Source organism: Granulicatella sp., from assembly GCF_057274575.1.
The window spans coordinates 42331-61331 of record NZ_DBHISP010000001.1 but is presented as its reverse complement, the minus strand read 5'-3'; the positions used below and the strand labels follow the sequence as shown (position 1 = coordinate 61331).

Annotated in this window: 18 protein-coding genes; 1 reads left to right on the top strand and 17 read right to left on the bottom strand. The window is 35.3% G+C overall.

The genetic code is table 11. From position 1 onward, the window contains the following. Nucleotides 1-118 precede the first annotated feature (118 nt). From dprA to deoD, 9 genes are all read right to left on the bottom strand, one after another. Entirely contained in the window at nucleotides 119-985 is an 867-nt protein-coding gene (gene dprA, locus ACO5V7_RS00295) for a DNA-processing protein DprA (RefSeq protein WP_485484613.1), read from the bottom strand. A 65-nt stretch (nucleotides 986-1050) separates the two neighbouring features. Continuing rightward, on the bottom strand, nucleotides 1051-1821 hold the full coding sequence (locus tag ACO5V7_RS00290) for a ribonuclease HII (protein WP_485484612.1): 771 nt from the start codon (nucleotides 1819-1821) through the stop codon (nucleotides 1051-1053). After that, nucleotides 1821-2681 carry a ribosome biogenesis GTPase YlqF gene (gene ylqF / locus ACO5V7_RS00285; protein WP_485484611.1) on the bottom strand — a complete coding sequence of 287 codons (861 nt, stop codon included), beginning with the start codon at nucleotides 2679-2681 and terminating at the stop codon, nucleotides 1821-1823. Before ylqF ends, ACO5V7_RS00290 begins: the two co-directional genes overlap by 1 nt. 182 nt (nucleotides 2682-2863) lie before the next feature. Then, complete coding sequence (locus tag ACO5V7_RS00280; RefSeq protein ID WP_485484610.1) at nucleotides 2864-3517, bottom strand: NAD(P)H-dependent oxidoreductase; 654 nt, start codon at nucleotides 3515-3517, stop codon at nucleotides 2864-2866. A gap of 174 nt (nucleotides 3518-3691) precedes the next feature. Beyond that, nucleotides 3692-4393 (bottom strand): MgtC/SapB family protein, encoded by a 702-nt coding sequence (locus ACO5V7_RS00275; RefSeq protein WP_005605428.1) that lies wholly within the window; start codon nucleotides 4391-4393, stop codon nucleotides 3692-3694. Nucleotides 4394-4786: 393 nt separating this feature from the next. Continuing rightward, nucleotides 4787-6265, bottom strand: coding sequence for a ribosomal protection-like ABC-F family protein (abc-f, locus tag ACO5V7_RS00270; RefSeq protein ID WP_485484609.1), 1479 nt, complete (start codon nucleotides 6263-6265; stop codon nucleotides 4787-4789). Between the two features lie 83 nt (nucleotides 6266-6348). Continuing rightward, complete coding sequence (gene lepB, locus ACO5V7_RS00265; protein ID WP_485484608.1) at nucleotides 6349-6999, bottom strand: signal peptidase I; 651 nt, start codon at nucleotides 6997-6999, stop codon at nucleotides 6349-6351. An 11-nt stretch (nucleotides 7000-7010) separates the two neighbouring features. After that, on the bottom strand, nucleotides 7011-8504 hold the full coding sequence (locus ACO5V7_RS00260) for a S41 family peptidase (protein WP_485484607.1): 1494 nt from the start codon (nucleotides 8502-8504) through the stop codon (nucleotides 7011-7013). Nucleotides 8505-8530: 26 nt separating this feature from the next. Further along, nucleotides 8531-9235, bottom strand: a complete 705-nt coding sequence (deoD, locus tag ACO5V7_RS00255) for a purine-nucleoside phosphorylase (RefSeq protein ID WP_049554605.1) — start codon at nucleotides 9233-9235, stop codon at nucleotides 8531-8533. A gap of 206 nt (nucleotides 9236-9441) precedes the next feature. Here deoD and trhA point away from each other — a divergent pair, with 206 nt between their 5' ends. Continuing rightward, the gene (trhA, locus tag ACO5V7_RS00250; protein ID WP_485484606.1) at nucleotides 9442-10107 is read left to right on the top strand and encodes a PAQR family membrane homeostasis protein TrhA; all 666 of its coding nucleotides are present in this window, start codon (nucleotides 9442-9444) and stop codon (nucleotides 10105-10107) included. 52 nt (nucleotides 10108-10159) lie between these two features. Here trhA and ACO5V7_RS00245 read toward each other — a convergent pair whose 3' ends face one another. The 8 genes from ACO5V7_RS00245 to ACO5V7_RS00210 all read right to left on the bottom strand — a co-directional run bounded on the left by ACO5V7_RS00245 (nucleotide 10160) and on the right by ACO5V7_RS00210 (nucleotide 18998). Next, nucleotides 10160-11158, bottom strand: coding sequence for a 2-hydroxyacid dehydrogenase (locus ACO5V7_RS00245; protein ID WP_485484605.1), 999 nt, complete (start codon nucleotides 11156-11158; stop codon nucleotides 10160-10162). A gap of 66 nt (nucleotides 11159-11224) precedes the next feature. Further along, the gene (locus ACO5V7_RS00240; RefSeq protein WP_298646735.1) at nucleotides 11225-12265 is read right to left on the bottom strand and encodes an AEC family transporter; all 1041 of its coding nucleotides are present in this window, start codon (nucleotides 12263-12265) and stop codon (nucleotides 11225-11227) included. Nucleotides 12266-12368: 103 nt separating this feature from the next. Next, the gene (hemW, locus tag ACO5V7_RS00235; protein ID WP_485484604.1) at nucleotides 12369-13529 is read right to left on the bottom strand and encodes a radical SAM family heme chaperone HemW; all 1161 of its coding nucleotides are present in this window, start codon (nucleotides 13527-13529) and stop codon (nucleotides 12369-12371) included. A gap of 18 nt (nucleotides 13530-13547) precedes the next feature. Continuing rightward, complete coding sequence (gene pcp, locus ACO5V7_RS00230) at nucleotides 13548-14183, bottom strand: pyroglutamyl-peptidase I (RefSeq protein ID WP_485484603.1); 636 nt, start codon at nucleotides 14181-14183, stop codon at nucleotides 13548-13550. A 9-nt stretch (nucleotides 14184-14192) separates the two neighbouring features. Next, the gene (locus tag ACO5V7_RS00225) at nucleotides 14193-15908 is read right to left on the bottom strand and encodes an NFACT RNA binding domain-containing protein (protein WP_485484602.1); all 1716 of its coding nucleotides are present in this window, start codon (nucleotides 15906-15908) and stop codon (nucleotides 14193-14195) included. Between the two features lie 31 nt (nucleotides 15909-15939). Then, the gene (gene pepT / locus ACO5V7_RS00220; protein WP_485484601.1) at nucleotides 15940-17166 is read right to left on the bottom strand and encodes a peptidase T; all 1227 of its coding nucleotides are present in this window, start codon (nucleotides 17164-17166) and stop codon (nucleotides 15940-15942) included. Next, on the bottom strand, nucleotides 17159-18304 hold the full coding sequence (locus ACO5V7_RS00215) for a Nif3-like dinuclear metal center hexameric protein (protein WP_485484600.1): 1146 nt from the start codon (nucleotides 18302-18304) through the stop codon (nucleotides 17159-17161). Before ACO5V7_RS00215 ends, pepT begins: the two co-directional genes overlap by 8 nt. Further along, nucleotides 18291-18998 carry a tRNA (adenine(22)-N(1))-methyltransferase gene (locus tag ACO5V7_RS00210; protein WP_485484599.1) on the bottom strand — a complete coding sequence of 236 codons (708 nt, stop codon included), beginning with the start codon at nucleotides 18996-18998 and terminating at the stop codon, nucleotides 18291-18293. The genes ACO5V7_RS00215 and ACO5V7_RS00210 overlap by 14 nt, the downstream gene beginning before the upstream one ends. Nucleotides 18999-19001: the final 3 nt, after the last annotated feature.

The following is a 19001-nucleotide window of genomic DNA, read 5'->3' as shown; positions in this document are numbered from 1 at the left end:
TAATATTAAAATATCAGGCAAAAAGCCTGTATTTAGCGAGATTGTTTAAATTGTCTTTTGTCATCATATCTAAACACATTCTTTTTGTCAAGGCAACAAATTATCTCTTATAGTTTTTTTATGGAAAGTAATGTAGATTTTTATCAATAGTTTCAGCGCTAGAAACTAAACAAGCTCCAGCTTCAATTAGTTGATTAGTTCCTTTTGAATGTGATGAAAAAATACTTCCAGGAATAGCAAATACTTCTCTATTTTCACTCAAGGCAATATTAGCAGTAATTAGACTTCCACTTCTCTCTTTAGCTTCTACTACACAAACACCATGGCTTAACCCTGCTATGATGCGATTTCGGTAAGGAAAATGAAACTTCAAAGGTCGACTTCCTAAAGGATATTCAGAAATAATAAGACCTTTTTCCCCTATTACTTTATAGAGATTAGCATTTTCAGGTGGATATACAACATCTAATCCACTTCCTATAATCGCTATCGTTTTCCCATCATCCTTCAAACATTCAAGGTGTGCTAAAGAATCCACTCCTTTAGCTAGACCGCTAATAATTCCGATTTTCTTCTGTACTAAATCCTGTACAATGATTTTCGTACATTGTTTTGCATAGTTTGAATGTTCTCTAGAACCTACTAAAGCGACTAATCGTTCATTTAACAAAGACAATTCTCCTTTATAGAAAAGAACAATTGGAGGTAAATAAATTTCTTTTAACCTTCTTGGATAAACAGCATCCAAAATGGTCAATACTTTTACTTTTTCAACTTTCATCTTTTCAAAAGAAGCTAACCAATCAAATGTCTCTAACCATTTAGAAGTTTCTTCGGGCAAGCTGAATTTTACATCCCCTAAAACAAATGGATGATCTAAAGAAACATCATCATTCATTTTTTTAAATAACTCATAAAACTGTTTACTATTCAATGTTTCACTAATCGCTATTCCAATTAATAGTTTTCTTTTTGTTAATAACATAAATAAACTCCTTCCGGTAAATAGTTTTCAAAACTATTTACGAGAAAGAGTTTATTTTTGGAACTTTATTGTTGATATTCTTTTACAGGTGCAAATGTCATACGATGTATTGGCGTCGGACCTAATTTCTCAAGACCTTCTATGTGTGCTTTCGTACCATATCCTGCATTTTGTGCAAATCCATAACCTGGATACAGTTGTTCGTAATCCTTCATCATTTGGTCCCTTACCTCTTTAGCAACAATACTTGCCGCAGCTATCGAGATGCTCTTCGCGTCCCCTTTAATAATGCCTTCTTCTGGAATACCTGTATCCAATCTCATCGCATCAATTAATAAATAATCTGGCTGTTCAGGCAATAATTCAATCGCTCGCTTCATCGCCACTTTACTAGCTTCATAAATATTAATTTTATCAATCGTGAATGCATCGACAATACCGATACCAATGGCAACAGCTTGCTCTTTAATCATTTCAAAGATTTCTTCGCGTTTTTTCGCGCTCAACTTCTTAGAATCATCGAGACCAATATCTTCCATACCTTCAGGAAGAATGACAGCAGCTGCTACCACTGGACCAGCAAGTGGGCCGCGACCCACTTCATCAATTCCTGCAATCATTCGATAGCCTTTTTGTTTGGCTGCACGTTCAAAGCTTTGCATTTCCTCAAAGTGTGCAGCACGTTCTGCTTTTTTGGCGAATTGACGTTCAAACTTTGCGATTAAATCTTGAACTCCTTTACGATCGTCGACTCGAAGTTCTGTTAAACGCTCATCCGACAACGTTTGAATTTCTTCAAGAATCAATTTAATTTCTTTGATGGAACGTTTTTCCATTATGCTTCCTCCGTTAACGACATAGGCGCTTGGTCTAATGTATATCGACCAAGTTTTCCTGAACGAATATCAAACACAATTCGTTCACTTGCCTTCTCATAGTCTTCTTTATATCCTAAGTTCTTTGTAATTAACATTAATAAATCAACATTTGAAAGTTCTAAATCGCTATCTATTAGACGATAAGCTTTCTTCAAATACTCTGGATAATCTAATTTAAACTGACTTAGAGCAAAAAGTGCAATATCATCCATGTGAAGGAGCGCATCTTTAATCGCACCCGTAAGAGCTAATTTATTCCCAACTTCTTCACTTTCAAACTTTGGCCATAGAATTCCAGGAGTATCCAGCAACTCAAAATCATTTCCGATTTTTAACCAGCGTTGTCCCTTTGTAACACCGGGACGGTTTGCTGTTTCAGCTTGATTTTTATTAATCATTCGGTTGATAAAGGTTGATTTTCCTACATTTGGAATTCCTAGAACCATTAAACGAATCGGTCTAGGACGAATTCCTTTTTCCAGATTCTTTTCAAAGACAGGAGCCATTAATTCCTTAATGGCAGCTTTAACTTGTTTTATGCCTTTTCCATCTTTAGCTTCTGTTGTAAGAACTTTAATTCCTTGACTTGTAAAATAATCATTCCAACGCTTTGTTTGAGATGGATCTGCCAAATCAACTTTATTTAATAAGATTAACTGTTTCTTTTGCCCTTTAATTTCTTCGATAATAGGATTGCGACTCGATTCTGGAATACGAGCATCTACCATTTCAATCACAACATCGACTAGTTTTAATTTTTCAGTTGCTTCCCTGCGCGCTTTGGCCATATGCCCTGGGAACCATTGGATTGTTGCCATACGTTTCGAATCCTTTCTATTTACATTCAAAAAATCATTCATATAGAATCAACGAATATTATACCACGTTTTAATCCTTTTTTCCGTTCTCTTCCATATTCATATAACAAAAACTCAGTACAGTAGCAATTATTCATTACTGATGTACTGAGATAGTAGTCGTTTGCTAAGAAATATCTTTTCTAATCAATTACTTCATAAATACTTTCTGTATTCCAACGAACTTTTGGTTTAATGTCTTCATCTCTATAACCAAACGCACACATGACGGATACTCCAAATTCTGATGTATCTAGAACGCCTTTTTCTTCTAAATAAGCTTCAACTTTAGCTTTATCATATCCTTCAATCGGACAAGAATCTATCCCCATCAAAACCGCTGCATTCATCATATTTGCCATTTGGATATATGTTTGTTTACTTGCCCAGTCAAAAAGTGAACGTTCATCATTTAAATGTGCATCACTTTCCTGGAAACTCTTAATACGATGCGCATATGCAGAATTTGGATCATAACTTCTATGCCTTACTTCTTGCATTAATTTTTCTATATAAGCTGTTTCATAGTTTACACCTTTACGAGCCAAATAAACCACAAAATGACTTGCTCCATCGAGCATTGAAACGGCGCCCCATGCCATTGATTTTAAATCTTGTTTCATCCCCTCATTATTGAGTAAAAGCATCTTCCAAGGTTCAAACCCTAATGAGGAAGGAGCTAATCGTCCTACTTCGACAAGGGTTGCCCAATCTTCATCAGAAATACAACGTGTTGGATCAAACTTTTTAGTAGCATAACGTTGATGTTGCAACGCAATAATTTCTTCTCTATTCATAATAGTTAACTCCTTTATCTTGATTATTACGAAAGCTTCAACTAACAAATGATTAACTCATATAAATTAAGTTTATCAGCCAAAAAACAAAATAGCAATTCCCTCACAAATAACTCTTTTCTAATCAATAATAAATATAAAAAATGAGACCGGAGTAGTCCAGCCTCATTATAACTATTGCGGATTATTTTCAGAAGATTTAAACTTGACCTTTTTAATTTTAAAGTCAATATGTCTTTCTCTGATAGTTGATTCGATATCATCAATTAGGATTCTCTTATCATTCTCTATCTGAATATTAATTTCGTACTTTCCTCCAATATCCTTCACATCCACATTTGCGATTTGATATTGTTTTAAATTACAGTATTCATAAATATCGTGAACAAGAGAAATATCTCCAACAGTTCCATTAATACTTGCCTGATAAATCTGCTGCTGTTTTGTAAAATCATGTGTTAACCATTGAATTAACATAACAAAGATACTACAAACAATTCCAAAGAACCAAAATCCTCCACCAATGGCCATTCCAATCCCAGAAGTAGCCCAAATACCAGCAGCTGTTGTTAACCCGCTTATTTTTTTATCCCTCATGAAAATGATACCACCACCAATGAAGGAAATCCCACTTACGATTTGAGCAGCCACACGAGAAGTGTCGTAATCTGGAGTGTCTAGAAAAGCTTCTTTAGAAATAATCATCATTAAGGCAGAAGTAAGACAAACGATCACGTGAGTCTTTACTCCAGCTTGTTTATTCCTTGCTTTTCTTTCATAACCAATTAATAAACCACAAATACAAGCTAAAATAATTGATGTAAAATGTCGTAATTCAAGCATTGCATCAAATGAACGTATAAACACTTGATCCATATCTTTCCTCCCTAAAAACGTGTATTCCTATTTTACGTTTGTTTAATAGGAAAGTCAAATTTTATGAAATCGTTTACCGAAACGAATTAAAGAGAATTTAATCTCAAAATAAAATCAGGAAGTGAGTCTATACTACTCAATCTTCCTGATTTTTTAATAAATAATTTTTCTCGATAGAATTATATTATGTGAGAAAAACACTCTAACAACTACTCTTCTTTTGCCAACATGTAGCATAAGAATTATATACTCCTCTTCATATTAATGAGTTCTCTTTAAATACGTTTTCTTACTTCTCTATCTTCTACTATCCTTTGCCAAGTATTCATTAATTTCAGAATAAAAATCTAGATAATATAGTTCTTTTAATAAATTTAATAACTATTTAGTTTATTACAATTCAATATTTTTATTTGCAATCTTCTTTTTGAAATAGTTATCGTGTTCAACAAATATAAGAGTAATATCATTATCCAGTATTACTTTCTCAATTTGCTCCCTAGAAATTACATCGATATAATTCATAGGTTCATCCCATATATACAAATGAGCTTTTGTAGCCAAGCTAATTGATAATAACAATTTCTTTTTTTGACCATCACTATATAAGTCGATATCACTTTCTAACAAATCTTTTGAAATATTTAGTTTTGACAATAGAGTTCTACAGAGTGTTTCATCGATTTCTTTTGAACGAATGTATTCTTTAAAACTTCCTTTTAAATTTTTTATCTCCTGAGGAACATAGGAAATTTTTAAATCTTTTGGCTTTAAAATCATAGTGGGATTAATTTCTAGTTTACCAATCAAACATTTGAACAATGTACTTTTTCCTGAGCCATTTGCTCCATTAATCGATACTCTATCCCCTCTTCTTATCACAAAAGAAAAATCTTGAAGAATATTTTTATCTCCATAATTAAAAGTAAGATGATTCACTTTTATGAATTCCTTTTTAGGATAATTCAATGGATGCAAAAACAAGTTTTCCTGAATCTCTATATCTTTTAGTAGCCGTTCTTTCTCTTCAATTAGTTTTTCTTGCCGTTTTATAAGATTCTTTGACTTTTTCATCATTTTTGCAGATTGATGCCCAATATATCCCTTATCTGGTTTAATTCCCGATATTTTATGTCCATTTTTAGTGTTTTCAATCCGATCGGACCATTGTTTGGTTTCCTTCGAAGCATCCTTTAATCGGCTAATTTCCTTTATTAGTTTATGATTTTCATAAAATTCTAGTTGGTCTTTTTGGAGTTTATTTTGATACCAAGTACTGTAATTTCCACTTTGGATTTCTATACTATTGCGATTAATGGACAATACATGATCGATACAACCATCTAAAAATTCACGATCGTGTGAAATAACCATAAATCCCTGTCTTTTTTGCCGAAGATATTCGCTAACAACTTTTCTTCCTAAGGAATCAAGATGATTCGTAGGTTCATCAATTAATACAAAAGCATCTTCCTTCGTAAACAGAATTCCAAGAAGAACTTTCATTCGTTCCCCAGGAGATAATAAAGATAAAGGCTGATCCAAAACACTTAAATCTAAACCTAAAAGATTAAGCTCTCTTATAAATTTCCATTCTTCTTCTGTGCTACTTTGTCTATATATTTCCAAACACGTTAAATCATGATTTTTAATCGTTGGAGGAAAATAACAGCATGTAGTGCTATTTGTAATGACACCTGTATATTCTAATTCCTTCGTTATCATTTTTAATAAGGTTGTTTTACCGATTCCATTTCTTCCAATCAACCCTATCTTCCAATTTGTATCAAAAGATAAATTTATCTGATTAAAAATAGGTCTTAGACTACCATAGTAAGAAAACGAAACATTCTTTAAAGAAATATCAGTCATGAACCCACCTCCTCTATTCTAATTTTACCATATTCATGTAAAGACACAAAAAGGTGATTACGATATCCGTAATCACCTTTTTATTAATGATATAAATTTGAGTAATCTTTAAGACCACCGATTCTGTTTAGAGGCCATACAGTAAATACAGCTTTTCCTTCAATTGAAGCCTGATCGATAAAACCAATCATTCGACTATCCTTTGAAACTCCTCTATTATCTCCCATTACGAAGTATTTTCCTTCTGGAACTTTCTCTTCTCCAGTCAATTGTTTTAATGTGAAATCATCAATATAGACAGTCTTTTTATCACTATTTGAATTGATAAACGGCTGTTCTACCTGTTTCCCATTAATGTAAAGGACTCCTCCTTTAACTTCAACAGTGTCTTCAGGCATCCCTATTACTCGTTTAATATACTCTTTGTCTTCATCAGGTGCTTTCAAAATAACAACATCAAAACGATTAATACCACCAAGTTTTGACATAATCATATGATCACCGTTATGAAGAGTAGGATACATCGATTGCCCACTAACCGTAAATGGTCTTCCTACAAAAACGTATAAAAGAAACATAATAGTTGCTGCAACAATTATTGACCAAATCCAACTCACAATTTCCTCGATGATTGGATGAAGTTTTTTCTTTTGTTTACTCTTATCTTTTCGAGACTGAAGACGTCCTTCAATAGACGATAGGCTTGAATTTTCTAGTTGATTCTCTTCGTTCATTCCTATCCTCCTTATTGTAATGCTTTTACCGCAGCTTTATATTGCGTATCGTTTTTCTTCAATTCTTCACGAATTGCAGTCATTAAAGCCGATCCCGTTTGTTCATTCACTTCACCAGTTTCTGAGATTCCTTTTGATTTTTGGAACTGTTTTACTGCTTCAGTTGTTTTAGAATCAAAATATCCATCTGCTTTTACATCATATCCTAAACCTTTTAAGATTGTTTCGATGGTTTTAACATTATCAGATACAGAACCTTCTTTTACGACTTCACGAGTATCCACAATTGTAATGTTGTAGTATTCAGGCATTGATACCGCTTCGGTTGGTTCAATTCCTGTTTTGTGAATCCACGTTTCATTTGGAGTTAACCATTTAGCAGTTGTATATTTTAGCTCTGCGTTTTTTGAAACATCAACTACAGACTGTACGGTTCCTTTTCCGTATGTTTTGGAACCAATTAATTTTGCATTTGCAGATTCTTTAAGGGCTCCTGCTAAAATTTCAGACGCAGAAGCACTTCCTTCGTTCACAAGAAGCACATAAGGTTCTGTGATTTTAAAGGTACCATATTCTTTAGAAGCTTTATAGGCTGTAATTTTACCATTTCTATTTTCAATATTTAAAATAGTCTTGCCTTCTTCTACAAACATATTACTAATCGCTAATGCTTGGTCTAACAATCCACCTGGATTATAGCGCACATCAAAGATGAATTTCTTAACGCCTTTTTGACGTAAATCGGTAACAGCAGTTTCAACTTCTTGAGCCGTATTTTTAGCAAACGAGTTAATTTTTACATGACCAATCGCTGGATTTGTTTCATCAACAGTCCCTTTTACAGTCTCAATAGAAATTTTCGCTCTGGTAATTTTTACTTCTAACTCTTGACTTCCGCGTTGAATGGTTAAAGTGACATCTGTTCCAATTTCTCCACGAACTTTGGATACTACATAAGAAATACTTTTTCCTTCCATATCCTCACCATTAACTTTAAGAATCACATCATTTTCCTGTAATCCAATTTTTTGAGATGGTGTTCCTTCACGCGTATTACTAATAATCACTTTATTATTCTCAGATCTTAATTCCGCACCGATTCCTCCGAAAGAACCCGTTAGTGTTTCGTCTATCGCCGCTGTTTCTTCATTCACCAAGTAGGTTGTATAAGGATCTCCAGCTGCATCACTCATTCCTTTTAAGGCTCCATTAATAAGATTATCTTTGGAGATGTTTTTATCCACATAACCGTTCATCAAAGTTTTATAGACTAATTCTATCTTACTTAAATCTTCGTTAGAGAGCACACCACTATTTGAATTTCCATTGGTAGTTTGCGTAGATTGCGTAGTTGAAGCTTGGGATTGTGGTGAAACTGTAAGAGTTGTGCCAAAGTAAGTTAAAGCAGCAGTGATCAGTACAGCCAGTATTAAAATCCAAACGGAAACTTTTTTTGACTCAAATCCTGTTTGAACAGCTCCTTGAGGTTTTGGATTATTTCCCATTCGGGTTCCTTCTTTCTATTCAAATTTTATGCACGAACTGTTTCTAACGCGATTTCCATCATGTCGTTAAATGTTTGTTCACGTTCTTGTGCAGTTGTTTCTTCACCTGTTAACAGATGATCACTAATGGTAAGAATTGCTAAAGCTTCTTTCTTATGTTGTGCTGCTAATGCATATAGTCCAGCAGCCTCCATTTCAACACATAGCATTCCATAATCCATTAATTTTTTCTTATCTAATTCTGCATTATAGAATCGATCTGATGATAGTACGTTTCCAACGTGTACACCTACACCACGATCTTTCGCAAGATGATATGCTTTATCTAATAAATTAAAGCTTGCAATTGGAGCGAACGTTACTTGGTTATGAAAAATATTGTTGAAGATTGATGAATCTGTAGTAGCTCCTTGAGCTAATACAATATCACGAACCTTAACATTCTCTTGCATACCACCCGCAGAACCAATACGGATGATGCGTTCTGCACCAAATTCAGTATATAATTCATTCGCATAAATCATAATTGAAGGAATTCCCATTCCACTTCCTTGAACAGAAACACGTTGTCCTTTATAAAGTCCTGTATATCCAAACATATTTCGGACCGCATTATATTGTTCTACTTCAGTCAAGTAATGCTCAGCAATAAATTTCGCACGTAATGGATCTCCTGGCATTAAAACTGATTCGGCAACTTGCCCTTTTGTTGCATTAATATGAACACTCATTGTTAAATCTCCTTTTCTGGGAACACCCAATACTTATATATCCACTATTTTACTATAAAATGGAATTAATGAAAACTTAAAAAGGCACCTTTAAGCCTTTCTTAACAACGAATATGTTTCAGGTTCACAAAAAAATCCTAAAAAGTCAGTTGGACAAATAACGATTTGCCTTCTATAATAAGATGTATTGAAAGGAGCGTGTTTCTATGAAAGAATCAACTCTCAAAAAAGAACGAAAAGTCCAATCGATAAAATCAGAGATTGTCGGTGAAGTCCTTAATGCGGTCACTCACGGTATTGGAGTCGCATTAGCCATTACAGCGCTTGTACTACTCTTAATGAAGGCTGTGGCAGTCAATAATACCACGCAAATCATCGCATTTAGTGTGTATGGAGCTTCACTCATCTTATTATTTTTAGCGTCAACGCTCTATCATAGCTTTAAATTTACAAAAGCCGCGAAAATATTTCAGCGGATTGATCACTCTTCGATATATCTATTAATTGCTGGAACCTATACTCCATTTTGTTTAATCGGAATTGGAGGCCAGGAAGGATTAACCTTCTGCATTGCTATTTGGATTTTTGCTATTGGTGGTGTCATCATCGAAGCATTCTTTTTAGAGAAATTCTCTAAGATTTCAGTTTTTCTTTACCTAGCAATGGGATGGGTTTCCATTTTTACTATAAAACCTTTATATGAAAGTATGGGCTGGGGAGGGATTCTCTATCTCATCTTGGGTGGATTAAGTTATTCGCTTGGTACAATCTTCTACAAACGTAAATATCATAATTTCTATCATGTGATTTGGCATATTTTCGTTCTGGCTGGAGCCATTTTCATGTTCCTAGCGATTTTCAAATATTTATAAAGCAAAAAAAATCTCTTAGATTGCTCTAAGAGATTTTTTTGTTTACTTTTAATTAGCATTGAATGTCATTTTTACATGAACCAGTTTCAACATATGCTTTTAAGTTTTCAAAACTTGTTTCAACCATGTTTAATACTGCTTCATCAGTGTAACTACCCATATGAGGTGTTAATAATACACGTGGGTATAATTCAACTAATTTACGGATAGCAGGATTTTTGATTTCTTGACCACGTAAGTCTTTGAAGAATACTTCGCTTTCCCCTTCTAAAACGTCTAAACCAACACCACGTAAGTGACCTGATTCTAATGCTTCGATGATCGCATCGATATCTTGTAATTCACCACGAGCAGTGTTTACTAAGATAGCACCTGGTTTCATTTTGCTGATGAATTCTTTAGTGATTACCTTTCCGTTTGCTGGAATGTAAGGAGCGTGAATTGAAATCACGTCTGATTTTGCTAATAACTCATCTAAAGGTACTTGAGTACAGATATGATCAACGCCTTCTTTAGGGAAAGCATCATAAGCTAATACGTTAGCGCCTAAACCTTTAAATAATGTTGCAGTTGTTAAACCGATACGTCCGATACCAACAACCCCAACAGTACAGTTACGGATTTCTTTAGCAAACATTTGAGTATCTACTGTGAAATCTTGTTGGCTAGTTTTTGCTGCAGTGTAAGCAACGTTACGTAATAATGTCATTGCTAAAGTAACTGCTAATTCACTAATTGCGTTTGGAGAATAGAAAGGAACGTAACCTAATTTCATTCCTAATGATTTTGCGTATTCAGCATCGATGTGGTTTACACCCACAGTACGAGTTAATACGTACTCTACTCCTAATTCTTTGTAGATATCTAAAGTTTCTTTGTTTGCCCAGCAGTTTCCACGTAAAATAACAGCTTTGAAACCTTCTGCTTTACGAGCAGTTTCTTCAGAATTTAAGTATTCTGGAATACATGTTAATTCGTATCCAAATTTTTCGTTTACTTGTTCGAAAATTGGTAATTCAACTTCGCGAACACCATATGCTAAAACTTTCATTTTTCATCCTCCGTTTTATATAAATTGAAAAGTAGACCGAGAATCGATCTACTTTTATAGTTTATCCTATCCAGGGAAAATAACAGATCCAGCAACAATCCAGAAGATGATTGCGAATACTGCTAATACAGTTCCTAGTAATGAAGCATTACTTGCAAGTGCTGCTTCTTTATCATATTTTATAGCGTATGCCACAGCAACTGTTGCTGGTGGTGTCGCTAGCATAATAAGAATCCCTTTTGAAGCTTCAGGGCTCATTGGTAAGAATGCGCTAACTGCGAAGATTACTCCAACAAATACTGCAGGAACTAAAATTAATTTAACAATGCTGTAGAACCAAACCATCTTATCTTTAACGGCTTCACCTAAAGAAATGTTTCCTAAAGTGATACCGATTGCTAACCAAGCAAGTGGTGAGCTTAAATCAGCTAAGTAAGTAAGAGCTTTAAATAACCATGGTGCTGTCTTATCAATACGTAAGAAAGCATACATCATTTCTTTTGTTTCTTCACCGACTTTAACTTGAACTGCTACTTGTGGTAAAGAAGCTTGGAAAATCCAAATTAATAATCCAGCAAATGTTGCAATAACAATAATGTTTCCAAAAATCATTTTTAAGTTTTTCTTTTCGAATTTTAATCCGCTCATACGAATTAATCCGTAAGAATATAAGAATACACGGTAAGCTAGGTTGAAGATGTTGGCATATAAAGTACCAGTTGCACCTAACAATCCGTTAATAATTGGAATTCCAAAGAAAGTAGTTGAACCGAAAGTTGTTAAAACTGATAAAGTAGTTTTACGGTCACCTTTCTCTTTCATGAAGAATAATTCTCCTAAAAGAATTAAAATTACATAAGCGATAAAACCAAAAATAAATACGTTTAAACCAGTTGTGAATGTTTTGTCGTTAATATCAACCATGAAGGCTTTGAACGCTAACGCAGGAATCGCAACTGATAGTAAAACGTTAGATAAGACTTTACCACTGTTTGCATCAACAATATTTTTCTTACGGATGAAATAACCCACTAAGATAATTGAAATTGTTGAGAAGATAGCAGACACAAATGTTGGTGCTGTTAAGATCTTAACGATATTTTCCATTGGATAGATATCCCCTTTTCTTTTCTTTTCTTTTTGTGCATTTGAAATGCCATAAGATATAATAACACATTCTTTAAGAAATGTTTAACAATAACTCTTATTTTCAAAAAAATTCATTTTGATTTTCATCAATCAAAAATGCTTGGAAAACGTTATTTCCAAAAAATTTCCCTTGATGCGTCAAAACAAAACCATCAGGAGTTGTTGTAATGAGTTTATCTTCCAATAATTCGTCTATTACTTCTCCATAGATTTTTTCCATTGAAATTCCAAATCTTTCAAAGAATTCTTTTTTCGACACTCCAGAAAACTTTCTTAATCCTAAAAACATAAATTCTTCAATCAGCTGTTTTTTAGATAGTTTTGTTTCTGAAAAGATAGGAAGTTTCTTCTTTCTCAAAGGTGTAAGATATTGTTGAATAGGACCATTATTCTGATAACGGACTTCGTTCACATACCCATGAGCTCCAGCACCGAAAGCAAGGTATTCATCCGCATTCCAATAATGGAGGTTATGTCTCGATTCATATCCATCAAGTGCATAATTACTAATTTCATAATGATGTCTGCCAAACTCCTCCATTGTTTTCATAGCGAGTTCAAACATATCCGCCTCTTCATCCTGCGTCGGCAACGGAAGTTTTCCTTGTCTCATTAGATTATAGAAAACAGTCTTCTGCTCTAAAATAAGCGAGTAAATGGAATAATGAGGCAAGTCTAGCACCATCGCCATTTTTAGACTCTCTTCAAAATCTTCAATCGTTTGTTTTGGAAGTCTGAAAATTAAATCGATACTCATGTTCTCAAACCCGACTTTTCGTGCATTTTCAATCGTTCGGATTGCTGTTTCTTTTGTATGTTTGCGACCAATTGATTTCAATAAATCATTATTAAAGGTTTGGACACCCATGCTGAGACGATTCACTCCTCCTTGTTTCATTACGCTGAGCAGTTCAGGAGTACCGTCATCAGGATTCAATTCCATCGAGAACTCCGCACCTTTTTGTAGTGGTAAATATTGATGGATGCCATCCAATAATCGCTCCATCTGTTGAGGAGTTAAAGAAGACGGCGTTCCTCCACCCACATATAGCGTTTCAAGTAGTTCAATTTTATATTTTTCCCCAGTCAGTTCCATTTCTCTAATCAATAATTCGATATATTCATCAACCGGCTGTCCTTCAATAAATACTTTGTTAAAATCGCAATAATAACAAATATGCGAACAAAAAGGGATATGAATATATGCTGCTTTTGGTGACATTATTCATCTCCCTCCTTTCTAAAAAATGGCTCCCTCTTGAACCTTAATATCTTCATCTTTTAAATAATCACGGATTGTCTCAATCGCAATCTGTAAAGCTTTAGTGCTCTCTTCAAGCGGTAGAGACGGTTTATCCGTTGTTTGTTCTGGAATAAAAGGAATATGCATAAATCCCGCTTTAAAAGGTTTCTCGGCCTTTGTTGAAGCAAATAATGCTTGGTACATAATGTGGTTACACACAAATGTCCCAGCGGAATTTGATACTTCAACTGGAATTCCCGCTTCACGAATCGCTTTTACAATTCGTTTGATCGGTAAAGTTGAAAAATAAGCAGCTGCCCCTTCTGTTTGAATTGTTTCATCAATTGGTTGTTGGCTGATATTGTCTGGAATTCTCGCATCATCTACATTGATTGCAATACGTTCCATTGTAATCCCAGGTCTTCCTCCTGCTTGACCAACGCTTAATACTGCATCTGGTTTCACTTCATTAATGACTTCATTCAAACGCTTTGCTGATTCCTTAAATACAGTCGGTAATTCTAATCGAATGAGTTCTACGCCTTTAATTCCAGGAAGAGCCTTAACACATTCAATTGAAGGATTAATCTTTTCCCCTCCAAAAGGGTCAAATCCTGTCACAATAATTTTCATAAGTTCACTCTATCTCGGTTTATTATTTCTTAACGCTTCAACCTTTACTGGATCTGGCGTAATATAAGTATTTTGTTGGCCTTCGTAGACTACAAAACCTGGTTTAGCTCCATTTGGTTTACGAATTTTCGATACTTGAACATAATCCACAGGAACCGTCCCAGAAAGTCGATATTTCGAGTAGTATGCCGCAAGCATCGCGCCTTCACCAATTGTTTCTTCGGCTGGATTACTGGATTCGATAATAACGTGCGATCCTGGAATATTTTGCGCATGAAGCCATAAGTATTCCTTCTTCGCTTGTCGAAGTGTCAATTGGTCATTTTGTAAATTGTTACGTCCAACTAGAATTCGCGTGCCATCAGTTGCGTAGAACACATGTGGTTTTGCGCTTCCTTGTTTCTTGATGCCTTTTTTCAAAGTAGAACGTTTTAAGTAGCCGCTCTCTACAAGTTCTTCTCGGATGGCTTCTAAGTTGAATACGTCCGCTTCTTCGATTTGGTAAATAACACTCTCTAAATAATCCATCTCATTTTTCGTTGTTTCTTGTTGCTCATGAATATGCGTTACCGCATTTCTAAGTTTTTGGTACTTTTTAAAATACGCCTGCGCATTTTGAGAAGCCGTTAATAATGGATTTAATGGAATTGTTACTTCTTCGTAGTCTTGATAGAAGTTTTGAACCGCAACACTACTTGCACCTTTTTCAATTTGGTGTTGGTATGTGTTAATCAAATCTCCATATACACGATAATGATTCGCATCTTCTGTTCGGGCTAAATCTTCATCGAGTTTTACCATCTTTTCGCGGTTCTTGCGAAGTTCGGATTTTAGCATTTGCAACAGGTGGCCTGCTAATTGCTGAATTTTCTCTTCTTGAATCTTCTGAACATAATATGCACTTAATAATTCAGAAAGAGTTTCAAAGTTTTGTGATTCACCCGTCTTACTCATATACGAAAACGGTAAGAAGTAAGTCTTCCCGTCCGTTGATTTCGTAAGTGTCGGTTTTATATCGGTATTCCCTTCTTCGAGATAATGATGCAAGGCCTCGGCTAAGCTTTGGCACTTTCTTTCACTACGTTCCACAATTTCATGAGCTGACTGTTTACTAATCCCTTGAAAGACATTCATCAATGTTCTTTCTCCAGGTTCTCCAATAAATGGATGAAGTAAACTATCTAATTCAAAGAGCGAATACTCAAAAGGATTTTTCTTCTGCGTTTGAGGAGGCATTACATAGGCAGCACCTGGCTGTAAGGTACGGTAACTATTTTGCCCAAGAGAAACACGTTTAACACAATCGATAATCGTGTTATCTTCTTGATTCACTAGGAATAAATTACTATGACGGCCCATCATCTCAATGGTGAAACGATATCCAGCCTTATCCCCAAGTTCATCACGTGTAGACACATCCATATGTAAAATACGATCATTCTCTACTTGAGTGAACGATTGAATAATAGATCCTTCTAAATACTTACGCAGAATCATACAAAAGTTAGGAGCAACTTCTGGATTCTCTGGTTTCTCAGAAATAAATTGTACACGAGCCATCATTGGGTGTGCCGAACATACAAGTAAGTAATTCTTACGGTTAGCACGAATGGTGAATTGTACATCGTATGGTAATGGCTGATGAATTTTTGTAATACGCCCTCCTACTAATAGAGGCGCTACTTCGTCCATCATCCATTTGGTGAAAATACCATCAAATGTCATGAACTCACTCCTTTCTTTCTATTGTTAAAAATTATAATGCTGCTAAACGAGCGATTTCGAGAATCACTTGTGTTGCTTTTTCCATTGATTCAACAGCAACATATTCATAGCGGCCATGCATGTTTTCGCCACCTGCAAAAATGTTTGGAGTTGGTAATCCCATGAAGGAAATTTTAGAACCGTCTGTACCACCACGGATTGGTTTAATGATCGGAACGATATCTAAGTTTTCTAATGCTTGTTTTGCCACATCCACACAACGGAAATCTTTTTCGATGATTTCAGCCATGTTGTAGTATTCGTCGTGTAAATCAACGGTAATACGGTCTGTATCCAATTCTTTATTCATACGAGAAGCGATACGTAGCATCATGTCTTTCTTCGCATTGAATAATTCACGGCTATGGTCACGTAAAATGTAGACTAATTTAGCTTCTTCTACAACCCCTTCAGCTGCTACTAAGTGGTAGAATCCTTCACGCCCTGTAGTATGTTCAGGAACTTCGAACTCTGGAAGAGCATTTTGGAATTTACGAGCTATTTCCAATGCGCTCACCATAGTATCTTTAGCTGTACCAGGGTGAACATTCTTTCCTTGAATACGAACGGTTGCACGACAAGCGTTAAAGCTTTCGTATTCTAATTCACCAACAGGTCCACCATCCATTGTATAAGCAAAATCACATGCAAAATGTTCAACGTCGAATAAATCAGCTCCACGACCAATTTCTTCGTCTGGACCAAAGGCTACGCGGATTTTTCCGTGTTTAATTTCTGGGTGTTGTAATAAATAAGCACCTGCTGTAACGATTTCTGTCACACCAGACTTATCATCAGCACCTAGTAATGTTTTACCATTTGTTGTAATTAATGTTTGTCCAACATAGTTCTTTAAGTTCGGGAAGTCTTTAGGATCTAATACGAATTTTCCTTCTTCGTCTAAAACGATTGCTTCGCCATTATAGTTTTCGTGAATTTGTGGTTGAATATTTCTCGCTTCAAAGTCAGCAGTGTCCACGTGAGCAATAAATCCAATAGTTGGAACTTCATGGTCAACATTTGATGGGATTGTTGCTGTTAAAAAGCTGTTTTTAGGATTTAAATATACTTCTTGGAATCCTAATTCATTTAATTCTTGTTCTAAGTCTTTTAAAAACGCTGTTTGAGATGGCGTTGTTGGGACTGTTTGACTTGTTTCATCAGATCTTGTTTCTTTCTTTGCGTAACGGATAAAACGTTCTGTTAATTCTTTATGCATTTTCTTCACCTGCTTTATAAAATTCAAATGGATCTGTAAAAGTTTCACTTTCAATCACTGTTACATCCCAATTGTTTTCTTCTTTCCATTCTTGAACCCATTTCGCTAATTGTTTTCGACACACCACTTCAATATGATGTCCAGCATCTACTAGGAATAATGGAGTCTCTTCTATATCATGCGCTGTATGGTAGAAAATATCTCCTGTTACAAAGGCATCTGCACCATTTCTAAGTGCATCCATATAATAATTTCCACCTGAACCACCCATAACAGCGACTCTTGAAATAAGGCCATCTGGATGTACGCGAGAAGGAACGTAACGGAGCCCCTTCAAACTGAAACGCTCAGTAACAAAAGCGATAAATTCTTCCCCAGTCATTTCTTTAGGAAGATTACCAACTCGTCCAAATCCTAAGGTCTTCCCTGCATTCTTCAATGAGAAAACGTCGATTGCTGGTTCTTCATAAGGATGAGCACCTCTTAAGGATCGTAAAACATCAGTTAACACTTCTTCCGAACAAACAACTTCCAGTTTCACTTCCTCTACGAATTCTAGCAGGTTCAATGAACCAATAGTCGGATTTGCACTCTCAACGGGTGTGAATTGTCCAACTCCTGAAGTTTGAAACGCACAGTCTTTATAGTTGTCACCAATTGTCCCAGCACCAGCTTCAAACATCACTTCTAAAACTTTCTCTGCACTATCTTTTGGAACATAAGTAACGACCTTAACAGAAGAAATCGTCGTTGTTGGAGACATCACCGTAACATCAGATAACAGTAATTCATCTGCCAACCAATCATTCACTCCACCTTGCACTACGTCAAGGTTTGTGTGCGCGGCATATACTGCGATATCATGTTTTAAAATTTGTTGAAACATCTTGTTTTGCGGAACGGTTAAGTCAAATAACGCTACCGGTCTAAAGATTGGCGGATGATGCGCGATAATTAAATCAACGTTTTTAGCAATCGCTTCCTCAATGACACTTGGACGAATATCCAAAGTTGTCATGATTACTTTCACTTTTTGATTCCAATCTCCAAAATGAAGTCCAATTGGATCTTTTGGAACGGATAGACTCTTTGGTACACGCTTTTCAAAACGACTTACCACATCTCTAACTGTTGGCACGATCAATCACTCCTTGCAATTCATTAAATGCTTTTTCAAACTGCTCAATTTTTTCATGTTGAGGTGTCTTGCTCTTTTGTAATTGTTCCAAAATCTCTTTGTTTTTACGGTTCGTACGTTTCCATTTTGCAACAGATAATTCTGATGGTTCTTTTAGTAAAATCGGACCGTATTTTAATTCTAATTCTGTGTACTCTACTTGTTCATTTGATGGTTCTGCAACGATAATTTCATACAAGCGATGGTTATCACTAACAACTGTTTCTTCAACAATTTGATAAGAATGATTCATTAACCATTCACGCACAAAATGTTCAGCGACATTTGGTTGAAGAATGAGTCTTTCACGTCCGTTTAGATGACTACCACTGTATCCAGCTTCAAGAATCCTAGAAATGAGTTCTCCGCCCATTCCACAAATTGTAACGGCCGTAACTTCGTCTTCTTTGGACAAAATTTGAAGTCCGTCCCCAAAGCGAACTTCGATGTGGTCTTCCATTCGATAATCACGAACTGTTTGCTTTGCTGATAAAAACGGGCCTTCGACCACTTCTCCTGCAATGGCTGAAGTAATCTGGTTATTTTGGATTAAATATACTGGTAAGTACGCATGGTCACTACCAACATCACATACCTTTGAATCCTTTGGAACAAAATTAGCAACTTTAGTTAATCGTTCTCCTAATTCAATCATTTT